Source organism: Pseudonocardia alaniniphila, from assembly GCF_022524485.1.
Classification (GTDB): domain Bacteria; phylum Actinomycetota; class Actinomycetes; order Mycobacteriales; family Pseudonocardiaceae; genus Pseudonocardia; species Pseudonocardia alaniniphila.
In genome coordinates this window covers 1-18,160 of the sequence record NZ_JAKXMK010000041.1, presented here as the reverse complement: position 1 = coordinate 18,160, position 18,160 = coordinate 1, and the positions used below count along the sequence as shown (strand labels likewise).

The following is an 18,160-nucleotide window of genomic DNA, read 5'->3' as shown; positions in this document are numbered from 1 at the left end:
TTTCGGGGCGGTCCAGACTTTCGCGCCGAGTGATACGCGATGCCCGAAACGGAGAACTGACCGCGACCTCCCTCGGGAGGATCCCGATGCCACGCTCCTACTCGAGCGCCCCGACCCGATGACCGACATCGTGGACAGCCGACGATCACCTCTTCCAGGATCCGGGCACTCATTCGATGACGATGTCCCGGTTCCGTCGCACGGCCGCCCGGAGCTACCGGCGAGGTCGGTTCAAGAACATCCAGGTACTGCGATCAAGGAATCGCACCCGTGACCGTTGTCGGCGTCGATCATTTTCATCATCAACGAGGGACCATGTCTGAAATCGGAAGAGAACTGCGGCCGAATCCTTCCGCGCGGCCGACCGGAATGATTGCCGAGGGAGCCAACCCGGCAACTGACACCGAAAAGGCGTTACTGGAGATCCTGACGGATGTCGCACGCACGGAGCAGGCAACGGTCGACAGCAACTTCTTCGAGGACCTCGGGGCCGACTCGATGGTCATGGCCCGGTTCTGCGCCCGCATCCGAAAACGACCCGACCTTCCGACCGCGACGATCAAGGACGTCTATCTGCACCCGACGATCAGAAGCCTGGCGGCGGCGCTCGCGGAGACGCTGCCTACTGCTCCGGTGCCGACGGTGCCGCCCGCGCCGAAACCCTCACCACGGCCCCGGGTCGCCGCTGACCGGGGTGGCCCGACGACCGGCCCGCCTATCGGCACGGAACACGCACTCCTGAACCTCCTGACGGACGTCGTAGGTGTGAAGCAGGCGACGGCCGACAGCAACTTCTTCCACGACCTCGGCGCCGACTCGATGGTCATGGCCCGGTTCTGCGCCCGCATCCGAAAACGGCCCGACCTTCCGGCAGTGACGATCAAGGACGTCTACACGAACCCGACGATCAGGAGCCTGACCAAGGCGGTCCAAGGCACGATGCCCGCCGCCCCGGCGACGCCGGCGCCCACGGAACCAGCGGCGCAGCGACGGGCCGGCACCCCGATGTACGTGCTCTGCGGAGTGATCCAGACCCTGCTGTTCGCGGCGTACCTCGCCGCCGCGGAGGCCGTCGCCGACGTGGGCGACAACTGGATCTCCGCCGCCACGAACGTGGCCGAGCTCTTCCTGCGGGCGGCGGTGTTCGGCGACGCCGCCGTTCTCGCGATGTGCATTCTGCCGATCGTGGCGAAATGGGTGCTGATCGGACGCTGGAAGATTCAGGAGATCCCCGCCTGGAGCCTAGGCTACATCCGCTTCTGGTTCGTCAAGACCCTCGTCCGGGCGAATCCACTGCTGCTCCTGGTCGGCGGCCGGTCGCGTTCCAACACGACATCGCCGGTCATCAATTTCTACCTGCGGGCACTGGGCGCGAAAATCGGCCCCGGAGTCGCGATCTACTGCCGGGTCCTGCCCGTCTGCACCGACCTGCTCGCGATCGACGCAGGCACCGTCATTCGGAGCGACGCTCTCATCTCCTGCTATCGCGCTCACGACGGCCGGGTCCAGACGGGCCCGGTTCACCTCGGGAAGAACGTGTTCGTCGGAGAGGGTGCAGTTATCGAGATCGGGGCCTCGATGGGCGACGAGGCCCAACTGGGACATGACTCCACCCTCCACATGGGCCAGAGCGTGCCCGCCGGGGAAACGTGGCACGGAACTCCGGCCCAGCGGACGGACACGAACTATCGACTGGTCGGCCAGGGGGCCGCCGACGCGAGTAGGAAAGCCGCCGTTTTCGGGGTCATGCAGTTGCTGCGAGCATTCGTCATCGCCGTGCCGCTGACGGTCAGCGTACTCGTACTGGCGCTCGACGACATCCCACAGTTCAGCAAGCTCCTCGATCCCGGGCCGGGGGCGCTCGCCTCCTGGCCGTTCTATCGAGACATGCTCACTGTCTCCGGAATACTCTTCGGAGTCCCCATCGTGGCTGGCCTGCTGATCAGCGGCACGATTCCCCGCGCGCTCAACCGCATGATCAAGCCCGACACCGAGTATCCGCTGTTCGGCTTCCATTACGGAATTCACAACGCGATCGCACGCATGACCAATAACAAGCTCCTGTGCGGACTCTTCGGTGACAGCTCCTACATCGTCCACTACCTGCGTTGGATCGGTTACGATCTCACCACGGTGGTGCAGACCGGGTCAAACTTCGGCACGGTGATCAAGCACGAGAACCCCTACCTGGTCACGGTCGGGAGCGGAACAATGGTGGCCGATGCGCTGTCGATCATGAACGCCGATTTTTCGAACACCTCATTCCGTCTCTCGCGCGCGAAGATCGGGACAAGTAACTTCCTCGGAAACGTGATCAACTACCCGGCTCAGAGCACCGTGGGCGACAACTGCCTCATCGCGTCCAAGGCAATGGTTCCGATCGACGGCCCGATCCGGGAAGACACCGGACTCCTGGGCAGTCCTACTTTCCCGATCCCGCGGACCGTGGCGCGGGATGCGGCATATCACCTGGGGCGGGCCGAGCAGCGTCAACGCCTCCATGCCAAGAACAGGCACAACATCGTCACGATGGTGTTGTACCTACTGGTGCGGTGGGCCTTCCTCTTCAGCATCTTGGTGTACATCGGAGCCCTCTCGGAGCTGTACGAGGAGTGGAACGGCCCGGTAACACTGGTTTTGTCAGGGTCCACCTTTCCACTGTTCGCCATTCTCTACTGGGTGTTCGTCGAACGTGCCTCCAGCCGGTTCCGGAGGCTGCAACCGAGGTACTGCTCGATCTACGATCCCTTGTTCTGGCGTCACGAACAGTACTGGAAGTTGAACGAGCCGAACCTCTACATGCTCTACAACGGCACTCCGCTCAAGAACATTCTGTGGCGCATGCTCGGCGTGCGGGTCGGCCGCCGATTCTTCGACGACGGCCTTTTCCTGAGCGAGCGCTCGCTCGTCACCATCGGCGACGACTGCACCGCCAATCAGATGAGTCTGATCTTCCCTCACTCCCAGGAGGACGGTGTCTTCAAGTCCGACTACGTCACGGTCGGATCCCGTGTCACCATCGGCGCGGGCGCGTTCATTAACTACGGTGTGACGGTCGGTGACGACGCGGTCATCGAGCCGCACGCGTTCGTGATGAAGGGCGAGGAGATCTCCGACGGCGCCATCTCGCGCGGTAATCCGGCTGTCGAGGTGCGGGACGATCACGACCTCACCCGCCCGGTCGGACGGGTGGCCGTGGGGACGGCGGATGACTGAGGGCAAGCCCGAAGCGGGGGCCTGCGCATCCGTGCGAGGCCCCCGCACCGGTGTCGACCTGGCCAGAGGCATCGCTCTACTCGGCCTGATGGCGGCCGGTGTGTTCCATGCCGCGCCCGGCAACGGCCTATCGGCACTGGGCCCGATGAGCGCAGGTGACTGTCCCGCGGTGGCGTTCGCTCTTGTCGCGGGCGTCAGCCTCGGGCTGACCTCCGGGGGATGCCGGATCCCGGATCGCCGGCACCGTGCTTCCGCCCGTGCGGAGGTTGCCGTGGAGGCCCTGCTGATCGCGGCGATCGGTCTGGCACTCGGATTCAGTGACGCCGTGCCGGTCGTGCTCCCCTACTACGGCGTGCTCGTGCTGCTCACCACCCTGTTCCTGGGGCGTCGGCCATGGTTCCTGGCCCGCTTCGCGGCCGTGGTGCTGCTCATCACGCCGATCATGGTGACCTCCACTATCGACAGCAGCGGCTTGCAGCCCCAGGGGAATCCCACCTTCTCGACCATGGTCGCCGATCCGTCCGGGCTGCTCGTCGACGTCTTCGTCACGGGGTTCTATCCCGTGCTCATCTACCTCGCCTGCATCTGCACGGGGCTTGCCATCGGCCGCATGGACCTGTCGTCGGTGGAGCTCATCCGCGGAGTGCTGATCGGTGGGATCGCAGCCGTGGCCGTCTCGTGGTTGTGGTGGCTCGCCTTTCCGGCATCGCGTTCGCACGGCTGGGTCTACCTCATTCGCAGCATCAACAGCCTCGGCTCAGCAGTCGTGGTGCTCGCGGCCGCGATACTCCTGGTGCGCGCTCGCGCGACGGAACGTCTGCTGCGGCCGTTCACGGCTGCCGGAACGATGGTGCTCACGCTCTACTGCGGGTTCGTGCTGGTGCTCGCCACCGGCGTGCTGGGGAGCAGCCCTGCCGAGCAGTACCCGGTGCTGCTCGCCGGTGCGTTGCTGTTCGCCCTGCTGTGGCGACGGTTCCTGGCTGACGGACCGCTGGAGTTTCTGGTGGCGCAGCTCTCCTGCAGGGCACGGCATGCCGTGCTGGCGGCCGGCAGAAAAGATCCGGAGTGACCGGACTCCGATCGCCTGACCGCGCCGGCGGCTCACTCCTGCGTATCGCGCGGTGTGGCGTCGGCCGGCGCGGACAAGGCGTGGTGCGCCACGGCGCACACCACGGCGTAGCGGCTGCCCGGAGCATCGCCCAGGACGCCGTCTCTCCCGCCGAGCTGCTCCCGCACCCGGTCGACGTCCCACCGATGGTGGCCGCCGGGTGTGGTGACGTCCGGTACGAGCAGGCCGGTGCCCACCCATCTGTTCACGGCAGCGCGCGAGACGCCGAGTGCCTTCGCGAGTGCCCCGGTGCTCACTAGTTCCACGCTGCGGACGGTAGGCGCTGATCAGCAGCGATGTGTGCGCTTCGCGGCACGGCGTTTGCAATCGTTCGTTCGAGCCCTCGCCGGCACGAGCGCAGGTCGCGTCCTACTCGTCGCGCTTCCGCTGCCCACGCAACTGCTCGCGCACGCGCTTGACGTCCCAGCGGTGGTGTCCGCCCGGCGTGGTCACATCAGGCGTGATGAGCCCCGCGTTCACCCAGCGGATCACAGCTCCCCGCGAGACTCCCAGAGCCTTCGCGAGGTCTCCGGTGCTCACCAGGTCCTCCACGTTCTCAACGTTAGGCGCTGGTCAGAGCCGATGTAGATGCTCCAGGTCAGTCTCAGCGAACATCTCAACTCAGCTCAACAATCTCGACTCGTCACAGATAGGGTTCGTTCGGTACGATTCTGAACGTTCCGAGCGATCGAGACCCTGGGGGAGACGTGACCGGTGAGTACAGAGCTGACGCTCCTCCGGACGAGCGGGAGATCGGCTCTCGACGCGGCGAGGCCCGACGTGGCGACTGACCCGCAGGTCTCGTGGGCGGCCCTGGTTGCCACGATCGCAGCGATGCCGGAAGTGGCGGCGCGGCTGCTCGCGGATCACGTCGACGACGGAACCGGCAGGTGCCGCGGGTGCACGCGGGGTGGGTGCGGCACACCCAGCGCACGGTTCCCCTGCACGCTGTCCGCGCTCGCCGCGCAGGCCACCGCCCGCACCAGGTTGCGCGTGGTGAGGTAGCCGGGCTCGCGCGTTCTCAGCTGCCGAGGGCACCCAGGGTCGACGAGTTCTGATCACCCGGCACGGACGGCCACGCAGCGGCCGCCCGTGCCGTCTCGACGAACCGGTGGACCACCGGCACGTCCATGTCCGTGCGCCACGCGATGGACAACGAAGAGGCGGACAGCTCCCGCACCGGGATGAACGCAAGGCCCGGCCGGTCGTAGAAGCGCTGGGTGGACGCCTGGGTGAAGGCCATCCCGCGCCGGGCCAGGATGGCCTCGAAGCACTCGTCCACCGTGGTCACCTCGGCGCCCAGCCGCACCGGCCGGCCGTCACGGGCGTCGGTGGCGAGCCAGAAGTCGCGCCAGTAGTCCGGTGCCCGGCGCGCGACGAAGGGCTGATCGGCGAGCTGTTCGAGGGTCACCTCGGCGAACTGCGCCAACGAGCACTCGCTCGACACCACGAGCAACCGCGGCTCGACGAACAGGGTCTCGACGGCGAGCCAGTCCTGCATCAACAGCGGCGGCCGCACGAAAGCGACGTCCGAGCTGCCCGTGGCCAGGCCGACGTACGGGTCGGAGAAGTCGTGCGAGCGCATCTCGACCTGGATGCCCGGGTGGCGCACCTGGAACGCGGAGAGGATCTTCGGCGTGAGCTCCGCCGCGGCGTTGGCCTGGAAGCCCACCACGAGCGACCCACGTGCCCCGTGCGCCGCGGCGCGGGTCAGCTCCGCTGCGCGATCGGCGGCGTCGAGCAGTCGCCGGGCCTCGCCGAGCAACACCTCGCCCGCGGCTGTCAGCTCGACGTGCCTGCTCGTGCGCAGCAGCAACGCGGTGCCGATGCCGTGTTCGAGCTTGCGGATCTGCACGCTCAGCGAGGGTTGCGCGATGTGCAGCCGGGCCGCTGCCCGACCGAAGTGCAACTCCTCCGCTACCGCGACGAAGTAGCGAAGGAGACGCAGCTCCAACGGCGTGTGCACCCTGCCGACGATAGGCCGGTGATCCGCGGTCGGACCAATTGCTGCGAACTATCGGTCGGTGCACGACAGGTATTGGACCGCCGCATCCGGCGGGGAGTCAGATTGACGGCGAACCGCTCAGAGAGGAGTACCCGGATGGCCACCGCTACCCAAGCCCCGGCGCCCGCCGACTGGGCCCGGGCGTTCATCGAAGCCAACGACCAGGATCCGGAGATCCAGGCCCACGGCAAGTACTTCACGTGCGCCTACCTGCTCGACATGGCGGAGCACACCTTCGCCGTGCGCGTCGTCTCGGGGAAGGTCGCCCAGGTCACGGTGGATCCCGGCCCACTCGACGTGCCCTACCAGTTCGCGATCCGGGCCAGTGCCGAGACGTGGCGCAACTTCGGCGTGGCGACGCCCCCGCCGATGTACCACGGCATCTGGGCGGCCACCTTCCAGCGGGACATGAAGCTGGAGGGCGACATCCTCGTCCTGATGCAGAACCTCCGCTGTCTGACGCGCCAGATCGAGTTGCTGCGCGGCATCGGCGTTCCCGTCTGACATCCCGAAACGGAGAGGAATCGATCATGGCGAGGATTTCCCCGGTGACGGGGCACTACGTCGACGTGGACGTCGACGGGCTGCAGTACAAGGTCTTCTATCTGGAGAACGGATCCGGCACGCCGCTCGTGTGCCAGCACACGGCGGGCTGCCACAACCACCAGTGGCGCGGCCTGCTCGAGGACGAGGACGTCACCGCGAACTACCGGGTGATCGCCTACGACCTGCCGCGGCACGGCAAGTCGGACCCGCCGGAGAACAGCGAGTGGTGGACCGAGGAGTACAAGCTCACGGCCGACCACTACGCGAAGTTCATCGTGGCTCTCTGCGACGCGCTCGAGCTGGAGCAGCCGATCTTCATGGGCTCCTCGTTCGGCGGCAACATCGCGCTGCAGCTCGCCCTGCGGTACCCGGAGCGGTTCGCGGGCGTGATCCCGGTGGAAGGCGCGGACTACTCCCCCGGCTTCTACCTCGACTGGTGGCAGCACCCGCACGCCAACGCTGCGCAGGTGTGCGCGAGCGGGGTCTGGGACCTGATGGCACCGCAGTCGCCGGTGGCCGACCGCTGGAAGACCTGGTTCTACTACAGCCAGGGTTCCGAGGCGTTCAAGGGCGACCTGTACTTCTACTCGGTCGACCACGACCTGCGGGACAAGCTCGGGGCGATCGACGGCGAGCGGTGCCCGGTGGTGATGCTGACCGGCGAGTACGACTACCTCACCACCCCGGAGGACGGTCGGCGCACGGCCGCTCAGATCAAGAACGCCTCGTTCATCGAGATGAAGGAGATCGGGCACTTCCCGATGAGTGAGAACTACGGGGTGTTCCGCGGCTACCTGAAGCAGGCCCTGGAGCAGCTGGCCGGCAAGCAGCCGGCGTAACCCTCACCCGAGTGCGTCGTGCGGCAGCACGGCGTGCACACCCCAGGTGTCGTTGGCCACCTGGGTGACCCGCATGTCGACGATCGTGCTGGCGAGCGCGAGGGCCGTGGCCTTGGGGTTCTCGCCGTCGAAGTCGATCAGGGACTGCATCCACACGAGCATCGCGTCGAGGGCCTCGGCCATGGCCTCGTTGAGGTCCTCGTGGAAACCGAACGTGATGCGGCCGCCGGGAGTGACGGCGTGGATGCCCGGTACGGCCGGATCGGTGACCAGGTCGAGCACGGCCGTCGTGGTCATCGGGCACTCGATCGCGGTGCCACCGACCTCCCCGTCGCCCTGCGCGGCGTGGCCGTCCCCGAGGTGCAACAGCGCGCCCGGGACCGTGACCGGCAGGTAGAGGGTGGATCCGGCGACGAGCTCACGGCAGTCGATGTTCCCGCCGCCCTCGGCCCGGGGCGGGATCGTGGAGTGCTCCCCCGCCGCGGCCGGGGGCAGTCCGATCACCCCGAGGAACGGGGCGAGCGCCACGCTGTGGCCGCGGTCGTTGACGCCGACGCCACGCTCGGAGTCGAGCTCCCAGAGCAGGTGGGACGGCGGGCCGTCCGCGAGGCCCAGCCGGCGGACCAGCCACTTGTCCCTCGCCGCGGCCACTGTCCAGCCCCACTCGCCGGGCCGCATCGAGACCAGGTGCACCGCGAGCACCATGCCCGGCTCCGCACCGCGCACTGCGATCGGACCGGTCAGGCAGTGGCCCGCGCGAGGAGCGAACATGAGCGGCCGGACCTCGCCCGGCTTCTGCTGGCGCTCCAGATGTCCCTTGGCGTCCAGCGACCCGACCACCACCGTGTCCCCCGGCTCGACGGTGAGAACGGGCGCCGTCTCGCGACTGAGGACGTCGATCGCCGTCTCCGGGGTGGGCTCGAGGTGGTGCTCGGTCATGCGACTCCTTCCGGGAGTACCGGATCGCTGCTGTGTGCGGCGGACGCGACGCCCGATGATCACGATCCAACGGGATGGTCGCACGCCGCGGCGCGGCCCTACGCATGCGCCGAGCCAGGAGAGCAGGCCGAGGTGTGGCGGGTCGGCGGCGTACGTGCCGGCGCGGCGCGAGCCGGTTCACGCGGTCGGCCGGTTCTCTGCCCGTCCGGCCGGGGCGCGGCGGGTCGCAGAGATTCTGTCGACGGCCCAGATCAGGAATGCCAGTGTGGTGAGACCGGCGCCGAGGATGCAGACGGCGCTCCACCCCGAGGCGCTGTAGGCGGTGGTTGCCGCGATCGCGCCACCACCGGTGCCGATGGCGTAGTAGACCGTGTTGCTGCCGATGAGCCGGCTGCTGGCAGTGGGATCGATCGCCACGATCAGGTGCTGGTTGATGACGCTGATGGCCTGACCCGCAAAGTTCAGGATGACGATTCCGATGATCAGCGGGACCAGGGAGTGCGGCAGCCAGCCGATCGGTGCCCAGGACACGGCGAACAGCACGAGGGCGACGCCGGTGACCCATTGCGCCCGGCCGCGGTCGGCCAGGGTGCCTGCGCGGGAGGCGCCGATGGCTCCCGCGACGCCGGCGAGACCGAACAGGCCCACCTCCGTGGTGGACAGGTGCCACGGCGCGGCTGTCAGTGGCAGGGCGACCGAACCCCAGAGTGCGCCGAAGCCCGCGAACACCAACAGCGTGATCAGGCTGCGGACGCGGAACGCACGCTCGTGAATCGTCAGGGTGACAACCGACGTGATCAGGCGTCGGTAGGAGACGGCGCCCCTGCTGGTTTCCGGTGGCAGCTTGCGGGCCAGTACGAGCGCGAGCCCGAGCATGAGCAGCGCCGAGACGACGTAGATCGAGCGCCAGCCGAGCGCATCGGCGAGCACGCCGGACACGGTACGGGCGAGCAGGACACCGAAGACGACGCCGCTGGTCACGATGCCGAGGATCCGGCCCCGCGACTCGGGACTGCTCAGTACTGCTGCGTAGGCATTGATGACCTGCTGCACGACCGACACCACTCCGACGACGGCGCTGGCGATGAGGAACATCAGCGAGCCCGGAGACACGGCCACAGCGACCAGGGCCGCCGCGGCGATCACGCACCCCGCCACGATGAGGAGCCGACGGTTGATCAGGTCGCCGAGTGGCACGATCAGGATCAGGCCCAGGAGGTACCCGATCTGGGTCACGGTCGTGACCAGCCCGAGTCCCGCCGGCCCGACTCCGAGGTCTCGTCCGATCTGCCCCAGCAGAGGCTGGGCGTAGTAAATGTTCGCAACCGCCATCCCGGACGCGATGGCCAGCATGACCGCGAGCTTGGTGCTGATTCCGACTGGTGCTCCGCCGGGGGTTTTCCGGACGGTGGGTGGACGCATCGATCTTCCTCGTGACTTACCGGGCGACGTTGCGAGGCGGGCTGCTACAGGGACAGCACGACATCGTTCGGAAGACCAAGGAGGGCCTTCCCGTAGACCTCGGAGCTGATGCCCGGCAGCAGAGACACATGCCGCGCCGCGACGTTCGCGTCCTGCCAGATCCGCTGCAGCGGACTGGAATCGACGAAGCCCCCGGAACCGTGCACGTCGAGCAGGATGGTGATCGCGTCCACCACCTGTCCCGCTGCCCGGCTCGCGTCCGCCCGCACCCGGGCCCGTGTGGGGAAGGACGGCTGCTCACCTCGTGCGGCGTGATCGTCGAGGTCGTCGGCCGCCCGGTACGCGTGCAGGTGCGCGGTGTCAATCAGAAGAGCGGCGTCGCCGAGCAGCATCTGGAGGCCGGCGGAGTCGGCCTGCCGACGGAACACGGTGCCGGCCACCCGCTTCGTGCCCGCCGCGTCCAGCACGTGGTCGAGCGCCGCCCGCCCCAGCCCCAGGAGCGGGCCGATCAGCCCCATCGTGTGAGTCGGGTAGAAGCCGCTGCGATAAGTGATCTCGTCCTTGTGCTCGGTGGGGTAGTCGCCCGCGTCCAGGCGTGCCCGCAGCACCACGCGATGCCACGGCACGAACACGTCCTCGGCGCTGAGCGTGTTGCTTCCCGACCCCCTCATCCCGGCCGTGAACCATGTGTCGGACACTGTGTAGTCGGCGGCCGGGACGGGTGCGACCGCGCCCTCGATCACAGCCCCGGTCTCGTCGACGAGGTTGAACCCGAGCATTGCCCACTGGGCGTGCAGCGAGCCCGAGACGTAGCCCCAACGGCCGGACAGCCGCACACCTCCCTCGACCGCGACAGCGGTGCCCACAGGCGCGAGCGAGCCACACACCCGGGTGTCCGGGTCGGCGCCGAACACCTCGTCCTGCACACGTGTCGGGCACAATCCGATGTCCCAGGCGGAGTGGTTCACCAGCGACACCACCCAGCCCGCGGCGCCGTCGCCGTACGCGACGGCCGCCATCACGTCGAGACTCGTGCGGACGCCAGCCTCGTATCCGCCGTATCGCCTGGGCAGCATCACCTTGAACAGGCCCGCCTCCGCGAGCGCGGCGATGCTCGACTCGGTGACCCGTCGGTCAGCGGCTCCCTGCTGGGCGTTGTCCGCCAGAATCTGCCGGAGCCGCTCCGCGCGGGCGACCAGGAAAGATCGGTCATCCCTCGACCGGCCCACTGATTCCGAAAAGTCCGTACTCATCGGGCTTTCCTTCAGGAAATGTGAAGTCATGTTCATTCAACCATCCAGACAGGATGAGATTGGACCGTTGACGATTCATGTCACGGTTTCGCCAACGAAAGGGGAATACCGAGTTCGACGTGTACCCCGACGGGCAGGGCGCTCAGCCGGTGGTGACGAGCAGCCCCATCGCGAGTTCGCCGATCGCCTCGATCGCGTACTGCTGCATCTCCGGGCCGAAGGTGATGCGCGTCGCGCCCAGCCGTCCCAGCTCGGCCACGGACCTCTTGTCCGGTCCAGCAGCCATGTTGATGGGGCCCTCGATGCCCTCCCGCAGCGCCGGGAGCACCTCGGGCGGCGCGAGGAGCGGGTACACACAGTCGGCGCCGGCGGCCACATACAGACGGGCGCGTTCCACGGCGTCGGCCGGGTCACCCGTCCCGAACAGGAAGGTGTCGACGCGCGCGTTGATGAAGAGGTCGTCACCGGCCTCGGCCCGTACCTCGGCCAGCCAATCCGCGTGCCGCTTGGGCTCCTTCATCGCGGTGTGGTGCTCGGAGTCCTCCAGGTTGCAGCCGACGACGCCCGTCTCCAGTAGCCGCCCGACCAGCTCCCTGGGTGCGAGGCCGTAACCCCACTCGACGTCGGCGGATACGGGCACGGAGACGGCCCGGGCGATCCTGGCCACCGCGGTGAACATCTCGTCGAGCGGGGTCGAGCCGTCCTCGTATCCGAGCGAGGCGGCGACCCCGGCGCTCGGGGTGGCGAGGGCGGCGTAGCCGGCGTCGGCGAAGACCCGCGCGCTGGCAGCGTCCCACGGCCCCGCCAGGACGAGCGGGTCGCCTGCGGGGCGGTCATGGTGCAGGGCACGGAAAGTGGAGACCGTCATTATTTTCTTGTCCCGAGGAAGGCGAGGGGTGAATGGTGCGGATGTCAGATGCGTGCGCAGATCGACGCGGGCGCTAGGCGCCCGGCATGTAGTGACCGGGGACCATCCGAGTGGAGACACCGAAGCGGTTGAACGCGTTGATCGTCGCGATCGCGGCGATGAGGTGGGCAGCTCGGTCTCGTCGAACTCGGCCGCAGCCCTCGCGTACACCTCATCCGGGACGAATCCGTCGGTGAGCACGGTGATCGCCTCGGTCAGCTCGATCGCCGCGATCTCCTTCGCCGTGAAGAAGTGCTTCGACTCCGTCCACGCGTTGACCTGGATGATCCGCTCCGCCGACTCACCGGCCGCCAGCGCATCCTTGCTGTGCATGTCCAGACAGAAGGCGCAGTGGTTGATCTGGGACGCGCGGATCTTGACCAGGTTGAGCAACGTCGTCTCGACGCCGTTCCGCACAGCCGTGTCGAGACGGATCATGGCTTTGTAGACGTCGGGAGCGAGCTTGATCCAGTCCACGCGCGGTGCGTGCTCTGGGAGGTAGTTCGTGTCGTCCTGGGCGCTGATCGTTGTCACGCCTGCGACGCTACGTGCCGGGTACTGCTGGATTCTGGGTCATTCCCACGACGGATTCCTGGGCCAATTCTCTTGCCGACGACCCGTCACCGCGTAGCGACGGACTCCTCCAGGTGGGCGAGCGCAGCGGCGCCCTCGTCGGCGACGAAGACCAGCTCGGCCAAGGGAACCGGCAGGAAGCCCTCCTCCTCCATCCGCCGGAGCTGGAGTGTCAACCCGTCGTAGAAGCCCGCCGTGTTCAGCAGCACCACCGGCTTGTTGTGCAGTTTGTGCTTCTTCAGCTCCAGCACCTCGGTGGCCTCGTCCAACGTGCCCAGGCCGCCTGCCAGCACCACCACGGCGTCCGATCCGGCCAGCAGCAGCGCCTTTCGTTCCGCGAGATCCTTGGCGATCACCATCTCGTCGGCGTCCTTCCTGGCCCAGTCCCGGAGAAAGCTGACCGAGAACCCGACGAGCCGCCCTCCGGACTCCCGTACTCCGTCGGCGACGACCTTCATCAGCCCGGTATCCGATCCACCCCACACCAGGGTGTGGCCGCCCTTGCCGATGAGCTCGGCGAACTCCCTGGCCGGGCGCGTGTAGCGCTCGTCGAGGTCTGCGCCGGAGAGAAAAACACAGATATTCACACGTGAACTATAAGATCTGACCAATCGGGGTTCACGGAACAGAATGTCCGACGCCGCCGATGATCGGCGCGCTCAGACCCCGAGCCAGGTGAGCACGGCCATGACCCGCCGGTGATCGTCGCCGGACGGGGGAAGCCCGAGCTTGGTGAAGATCGAGGAGATGTGCTTCTCGACGGCACCCTGGGTGATCACGAGGGTGCGGCCGATCGCGGTGTTCGTGCGGCCCTCGGCCATGAGTCCCAGCACCTCGCGCTCGCGGGGCGACAGTGTGGAGAGCGGGTCGCGGCGGCGGCGATGTGCGAACAGCGCGGAGACGACCTCGGGGTCGAGCACCGTGCCGCCGTCGACCACGCGCTCCAGTGCGTCGGACAGGTCGGCGAGCTTCGCCACCCGGTCCTTGAGCAGATAGCCGACGCCCCCGCCCGCGGTGAGCAGGTCGGAGGCGTAGGACTCCTCGACGTACTGCGACAGCACGAGGATCGCCGTGCCCGGCACCGTCCGGCGCACCTCGAGGGAGGCACGCAGCCCCTCGTCGGTGAACGTCGGCGGCATCCGGACGTCGACGACGGCGACGTCGGGCCGGTGCTCGTGAACGGCCTCGACGAGCGCCTTGCCGTCCCCGACCGCCGCCACCACGGACGCCCCCGCCTCGTCGAGGAGCCGGACCAGTCCCTCCCTCAGCAGGAGCGAGTCCTCCGCCAGCACAACACGCACCTAACGAACCTCCCTCATGGCCGCTCCCCCAGCCCGGCGAGCGGGATATCGGCGGTCAGCACCGTCGGACCACCGGGCGGGCTCACGACGTCCAGCGCGCCCTCGACGGTGGCGAGCCGGTCGGCCAACCCGGCGAGGCCGTGGCCCTTGCCGAGGTGGGCGCCGCCGCGTCCGTCGTCACGCACCTGGACGAGCACCCGCTGGGCGTCGGCACTCACCTGCACGGTGCACAGCGTGGCCTGTGCGTGTTTCGCGACGTTCGTGAGGGCCTCGGTCACCACGAAGTAGGCCGTGTTCTCGACGGCAGGGGCGAGCCGTTCGCCCTGCGGCAGCGCCACGTCGAGGGAGACCTGCACCGGGCACCGGGCGGCGGCCGCGGCGAGTGCCGGCCCGAGCCCTCGGTCGGCGAGGATCGGCGGGGCGATGCCGCGGGAGAGGGCGCGCAGCTCACCCAACGCCTCCCGGCTCTGCTCCAGTGCCTCGGCGACGAGGGGGCGTGCCTTGTCCGGGTCGTCGTCGAGGCGGCGGGCGACGGCTTCGAGGTCCATGTTGAGCCGCACCAGGCGCTGCTGCGGGCCGTCGTGGATGTCACGCTCCAGCCGTCGCAGCGTCTGCGCCTCGGCCTGCACGGCAGCGCGCCTGCTCAACTCCAGCTGGGCAGCGCGGGCCCGCAGCGCGGCGGTCTGGTTGGTGAGCAGGCCCCGGGCGAGGCCGGCACGCGTGGCGACGAGGCCGCGCACCACGAACGGCGAGGTCGCCAGCATCACCGCGCCCAGCACCGTGTTGACCGCGATCTCGCCGGCCCGGCCCTGGTCACCGGTCAGCAGCCAGTACAGCCCGCCGCCCTCGTCGTCATCGGGCAAGGCCCACTGCCAGGTGACGTACAGCAGCCCGCCCAGCCCGCCGACGGTCCATGCGACGGTGATGACGAACGTCGCGATCCGCAGCGGGAGGGCGACCACGGCGTGGAGCATGTCCCGCCACGACTGCGGATCGATCAGCGCTCGGAAGAGCCTCCCGATACCCCGGCCAGTCGGCTCGCGGTAGTAGTGCGGAGGCAGAGCCCGGCCGGTGGCCCACTCGGTGGATCGACGCTCGACGACCGCGAGCCCACGCGCTGCCCGCAGCGTGAGTACCAGCACGGGTAGACCGATCCAGATGACGAAGGTCCCCAGGCCGAGTACGAACCCGACGATCGCGACGACGAACGCGACGATGCCGACCGGCAGGCCGCCGAGGAGATAGCCGATGCCCCGCCAGAATCTGCTGATACCCACGGCCCTCGTGGCGGGCGACGGCGCCGTGACGTACTCCACTCCTGTCATGCGCCCACCCTCGCCCCCCGTGGTCGCCGGCCCCAGCCGGTGCACCTCCGCAGGCAGGGTAGGGCCAACCCGACATTCCGCGCGCCCGAGATCCGGCGCGAAGCCGATCTCCGGCACCCTAGGCTCGGCCACATGGTTGAGGACGTGTGGTCGTCGGTCGACGACTACTTCGGACAGCTGCTGCTCGAACGCGATCCGGTGCTCGACTCCGCACTGGAGGCCAATGCCGCCGGTGGCCTGCCTGGGATCGACGTCTCCCCGCACCAGGGCAAGATGCTGCACCTGCTGGCGCGCTCGATCGGCGCGCGGCGGATCCTCGAGGTCGGCACCCTGGGCGGCTACTCGACGATCTGGCTGGCCCGAGCCCTCCCTCCGGACGGGCGGCTGATCACGTGCGAGATCGACCCCCGGCACGCCGAGGTGGCCAGGTCGAACCTGGCCGGGGCCGGTCTCTCCGGAGTCACGGAGGTACGGGTCGGGCCCGCCGCCGACACCCTCGCGGCTCTCGATCCCGCCGTTGACAGCCCCTTCGACCTCGCGTTCATCGACGCCGACAAGGCGTCCAACCTCGTGTACTTCGAGCATGCCCTGCGGCTGTCACGGCCCGGCGGCATGATCATCGTCGACAACGTCGTGCGCAACGGCGGGGTGGCCGACGCCCGAAGTGATGACCCCTCGGTCGTCGGCACCCGCCGGCTCGCCGAGGCCGTCGCACGGGAGCAACGGGTGAGCGCCACCGTGATACAGACGGTCGGCACGAAGGGATACGACGGCTTCCTGCTCGCGCTGGTGCAGTAGCCCGCCATCTGACTTGCACAAACGAAGTTTTCGCGCTTACCCTCGACCGGGCTAGCTTTCGTTGAGCATGTCAGATACTGCGAGGTGAGAACCATGACAGACACAACGACGGCGACCCGGACCGTGCGCCGGCTCTCCGTGCCACTCGGGATGCCCTACGCCGAGGCCATCCGCCGGTTCGAGGACCTGCTGCCGGCCATCGACCTCGACCGGTTCACGGCACTCGAGAACTGGGACGACGTAGTGAGGCTCGCGGGCCGCACGGCACCGCTCGGCCTCATGCGCTTCTGGGCACTCGACGTACCGTCGCTCATGGTGGGCGGCCGCGCCGTGTGGGACAGCACCGAGTACCTCGTGGGCAACCACGTGATCGCGGAGCGGATGTACCGCTACGACCCGGTGGCCACGATGTATGCCCCGCTGCGGTTCCTGATCCACGCCGACCCGTCCGGTGAGGCGGTCTGCGTCTTCGAGCAGCCGAGCACGCAGTTCGACAGCCTCGGACGGGCGGAGATCTCGGCCGTCGGACGGGAGTTGGACCGCAAGGTCGCCACCCTGCTCACCGCCCTGGGCGCCACACCTCCGGCCGACCTCGCCGGCTGACCGGAGTTCCCGTCCCACCGTCGCTCACCGTCGCAGCGGGCCGTTAGCGTGGCCCCGAGCGACGAACGACGGGAGATCGACGTGGAGCCTTCCGACCTGGCCGACGTGCTGTCCGCGGTGCGCACGTTCATCCGCAAGGAGGTCGTGCCGCTGGAGGAGCAGATCGACGCCGAGGACGCCATCCCGGAGCGGATCATCGCGACCTGCAAGGAGATGGGCCTCTACGGCTTCGCGATCCCCGAGGAGTACGGCGGCCTCGGGATGACGCTCGAGGAGGAGGCACAGCTCGCGTTCGAACTGGGCTGGACCACCCCGGCGTTGCGCTCGCTCTTCGGCACCAACAACGGCATCGCCGGCCAGGTGCTTCTCGTGGGCGGCACCGACGAGCAGAAGAAGGCCTGGCTGCCGCGGCTCGCGTCGGGCGAGGTGACGGCGTCGTTCGGCCTCACCGAGGCCGACGCGGGCTCCGACCCGTCCGGGCTCGTCACCGCGGCCCGGCGCGAGGGCACCGGCTGGGTGATCAACGGCTCCAAGCGCTTCATCACCAACGCCCCGGTCGCCGACGTCATCATGGTGTTCGCTCGCACCAACCCCGACGCCGTCGGCAACCGCGGCATCTCGACTTTCCTGGTGCCGGCCGGCACGCCCGGGCTCACGATCGGCCCGAAGGACCACAAGATGGGCCAGTTCGGCGCGTGGACCGCCGACGTCCACCTCGACGACGTGCGCGTCCCGGCCGAGGCGCTCGTCGGCGGCGAGGCCGGCCTCGACCAGGGGTTCCGGACCGCCACGAAGTGCCTGGCGCACGGCCGAGCCCACATCGCCGCGCTGTGCGTCGGGATGGCCGGGAGGCTGGTGCACGAGTCGGTGGAGTTCGCGAAGACCCGCCAGCAGGGTGGCCGGCCCATCGCGTCCTACCAGCTGATCCAGGGCCTGATCGCCGACTCGATCACCGACCATTACGCGGGCCGTGCACTCGTGCTCGACGTCGCCCGCGCCTACGACGCCGGCACCGACAAGGTGAAGGGCCCCTCGGCGGCGAAGTACTTCGCCAGCGAGATGGTGGGCCGGGTGGCCGACCGCGCGGTGCAGGTGCACGGCGGGGCCGGGTACATCCGCGGCGTCGCGGTGGAGCGCTTCTACCGCGACGCCCGGCTGTTCCGGATCTACGAGGGCACCTCGCAGATCCAGCAGGTGATCATCGCCCGTCTGGCCCTCGGTGCGGCCGCCCGCGGCTGAGCCGAGGCGGGCGGGTCAGCTCACCTTCAGTTCGGTCGTGCGGCCCGTCATGCGCAGCACCACCAGCACCACCACCCCGACAGCGA

At 68.5% G+C, this 18,160-nt stretch carries 18 protein-coding genes; 8 read left to right on the top strand and 10 right to left on the bottom strand.

Annotated elements, in window-relative coordinates; translation table 11 throughout:
* Nucleotides 1-270: 270 nt before the first annotated feature.
* Both MMF94_RS36520 and MMF94_RS36515 read left to right on the top strand, forming a co-directional pair.
* On the top strand, nucleotides 271-3,216 hold the full coding sequence (locus tag MMF94_RS36520) for a Pls/PosA family non-ribosomal peptide synthetase (RefSeq protein ID WP_241042046.1): 2,946 nt from the start codon (nucleotides 271-273) through the stop codon (nucleotides 3,214-3,216).
* Nucleotides 3,209-4,285: a DUF418 domain-containing protein gene (locus tag MMF94_RS36515; RefSeq protein WP_241042045.1), complete on the top strand. Its 1,077-nt coding sequence runs from the start codon at nucleotides 3,209-3,211 to the stop codon at nucleotides 4,283-4,285. The genes MMF94_RS36520 and MMF94_RS36515 overlap by 8 nt, the downstream gene beginning before the upstream one ends.
* A gap of 32 nt (nucleotides 4,286-4,317) precedes the next feature.
* Here MMF94_RS36515 and MMF94_RS36510 read toward each other — a convergent pair whose 3' ends face one another.
* Both MMF94_RS36510 and MMF94_RS36505 read right to left on the bottom strand, forming a co-directional pair.
* Nucleotides 4,318-4,590 carry a hypothetical protein gene (locus tag MMF94_RS36510; RefSeq protein WP_241042044.1) on the bottom strand — a complete coding sequence of 91 codons (273 nt, stop codon included), beginning with the start codon at nucleotides 4,588-4,590 and terminating at the stop codon, nucleotides 4,318-4,320.
* A 103-nt stretch (nucleotides 4,591-4,693) separates the two neighbouring features.
* Nucleotides 4,694-4,876, bottom strand: a complete 183-nt coding sequence (locus MMF94_RS36505; RefSeq protein ID WP_241042043.1) for a MerR family DNA-binding transcriptional regulator — start codon at nucleotides 4,874-4,876, stop codon at nucleotides 4,694-4,696.
* Between the two features lie 162 nt (nucleotides 4,877-5,038).
* Between MMF94_RS36505 and MMF94_RS36500 the strand changes: the two genes are divergently transcribed.
* Nucleotides 5,039-5,329: a hypothetical protein gene (locus MMF94_RS36500; protein ID WP_241042042.1), complete on the top strand. Its 291-nt coding sequence runs from the start codon at nucleotides 5,039-5,041 to the stop codon at nucleotides 5,327-5,329.
* A 16-nt stretch (nucleotides 5,330-5,345) separates the two neighbouring features.
* Here the strand turns inward: MMF94_RS36500 and MMF94_RS36495 are convergent, their stop codons facing one another.
* Nucleotides 5,346-6,290: a LysR family transcriptional regulator gene (locus MMF94_RS36495; protein WP_241042041.1), complete on the bottom strand. Its 945-nt coding sequence runs from the start codon at nucleotides 6,288-6,290 to the stop codon at nucleotides 5,346-5,348.
* Nucleotides 6,291-6,425: 135 nt separating this feature from the next.
* Between MMF94_RS36495 and MMF94_RS36490 the strand changes: the two genes are divergently transcribed.
* Nucleotides 6,426-6,833: a hypothetical protein gene (locus tag MMF94_RS36490; protein WP_241042040.1), complete on the top strand. Its 408-nt coding sequence runs from the start codon at nucleotides 6,426-6,428 to the stop codon at nucleotides 6,831-6,833.
* A gap of 26 nt (nucleotides 6,834-6,859) precedes the next feature.
* Entirely contained in the window at nucleotides 6,860-7,714 is an 855-nt protein-coding gene (locus MMF94_RS36485; protein ID WP_241042039.1) for an alpha/beta fold hydrolase, read from the top strand.
* A 3-nt stretch (nucleotides 7,715-7,717) separates the two neighbouring features.
* Here MMF94_RS36485 and MMF94_RS36480 read toward each other — a convergent pair whose 3' ends face one another.
* The 7 genes from MMF94_RS36480 to MMF94_RS36445 form a co-directional block, all read right to left on the bottom strand.
* Nucleotides 7,718-8,653 carry an acetamidase/formamidase family protein gene (locus MMF94_RS36480; protein ID WP_241042038.1) on the bottom strand — a complete coding sequence of 312 codons (936 nt, stop codon included), beginning with the start codon at nucleotides 8,651-8,653 and terminating at the stop codon, nucleotides 7,718-7,720.
* Nucleotides 8,654-8,830: 177 nt separating this feature from the next.
* A complete protein-coding gene (locus MMF94_RS36475; protein WP_241042037.1) occupies nucleotides 8,831-10,075 on the bottom strand; it encodes an MFS transporter in 1,245 nt (414 codons plus the stop codon).
* Nucleotides 10,076-10,119: 44 nt separating this feature from the next.
* Complete coding sequence (locus tag MMF94_RS36470; RefSeq protein ID WP_241042036.1) at nucleotides 10,120-11,328, bottom strand: acyl-CoA dehydrogenase family protein; 1,209 nt, start codon at nucleotides 11,326-11,328, stop codon at nucleotides 10,120-10,122.
* Between the two features lie 142 nt (nucleotides 11,329-11,470).
* Nucleotides 11,471-12,769: an isocitrate lyase/phosphoenolpyruvate mutase family protein gene (locus MMF94_RS43630; RefSeq protein WP_338104407.1), complete on the bottom strand. Its 1,299-nt coding sequence runs from the start codon at nucleotides 12,767-12,769 to the stop codon at nucleotides 11,471-11,473.
* An 86-nt stretch (nucleotides 12,770-12,855) separates the two neighbouring features.
* Nucleotides 12,856-13,395, bottom strand: coding sequence for an LOG family protein (locus MMF94_RS36455; RefSeq protein WP_241042034.1), 540 nt, complete (start codon nucleotides 13,393-13,395; stop codon nucleotides 12,856-12,858).
* Nucleotides 13,396-13,467: 72 nt separating this feature from the next.
* Nucleotides 13,468-14,109, bottom strand: a complete 642-nt coding sequence (locus MMF94_RS36450) for a response regulator transcription factor (protein ID WP_241042033.1) — start codon at nucleotides 14,107-14,109, stop codon at nucleotides 13,468-13,470.
* A 14-nt stretch (nucleotides 14,110-14,123) separates the two neighbouring features.
* Nucleotides 14,124-15,434 (bottom strand): sensor histidine kinase, encoded by a 1,311-nt coding sequence (locus MMF94_RS36445; RefSeq protein ID WP_241042032.1) that lies wholly within the window; start codon nucleotides 15,432-15,434, stop codon nucleotides 14,124-14,126.
* Between the two features lie 132 nt (nucleotides 15,435-15,566).
* Here MMF94_RS36445 and MMF94_RS36440 point away from each other — a divergent pair, with 132 nt between their 5' ends.
* The 3 genes from MMF94_RS36440 (at nucleotide 15,567) to MMF94_RS36430 (ending at nucleotide 18,074) form a co-directional block, all read left to right on the top strand.
* Nucleotides 15,567-16,232 carry an O-methyltransferase gene (locus MMF94_RS36440; RefSeq protein WP_241042031.1) on the top strand — a complete coding sequence of 222 codons (666 nt, stop codon included), beginning with the start codon at nucleotides 15,567-15,569 and terminating at the stop codon, nucleotides 16,230-16,232.
* A 93-nt stretch (nucleotides 16,233-16,325) separates the two neighbouring features.
* A complete protein-coding gene (locus tag MMF94_RS36435) occupies nucleotides 16,326-16,835 on the top strand; it encodes a DUF302 domain-containing protein (protein ID WP_241042030.1) in 510 nt (169 codons plus the stop codon).
* Nucleotides 16,836-16,916: 81 nt separating this feature from the next.
* Complete coding sequence (locus tag MMF94_RS36430) at nucleotides 16,917-18,074, top strand: acyl-CoA dehydrogenase family protein (protein ID WP_241042029.1); 1,158 nt, start codon at nucleotides 16,917-16,919, stop codon at nucleotides 18,072-18,074.
* Nucleotides 18,075-18,160: the final 86 nt, after the last annotated feature.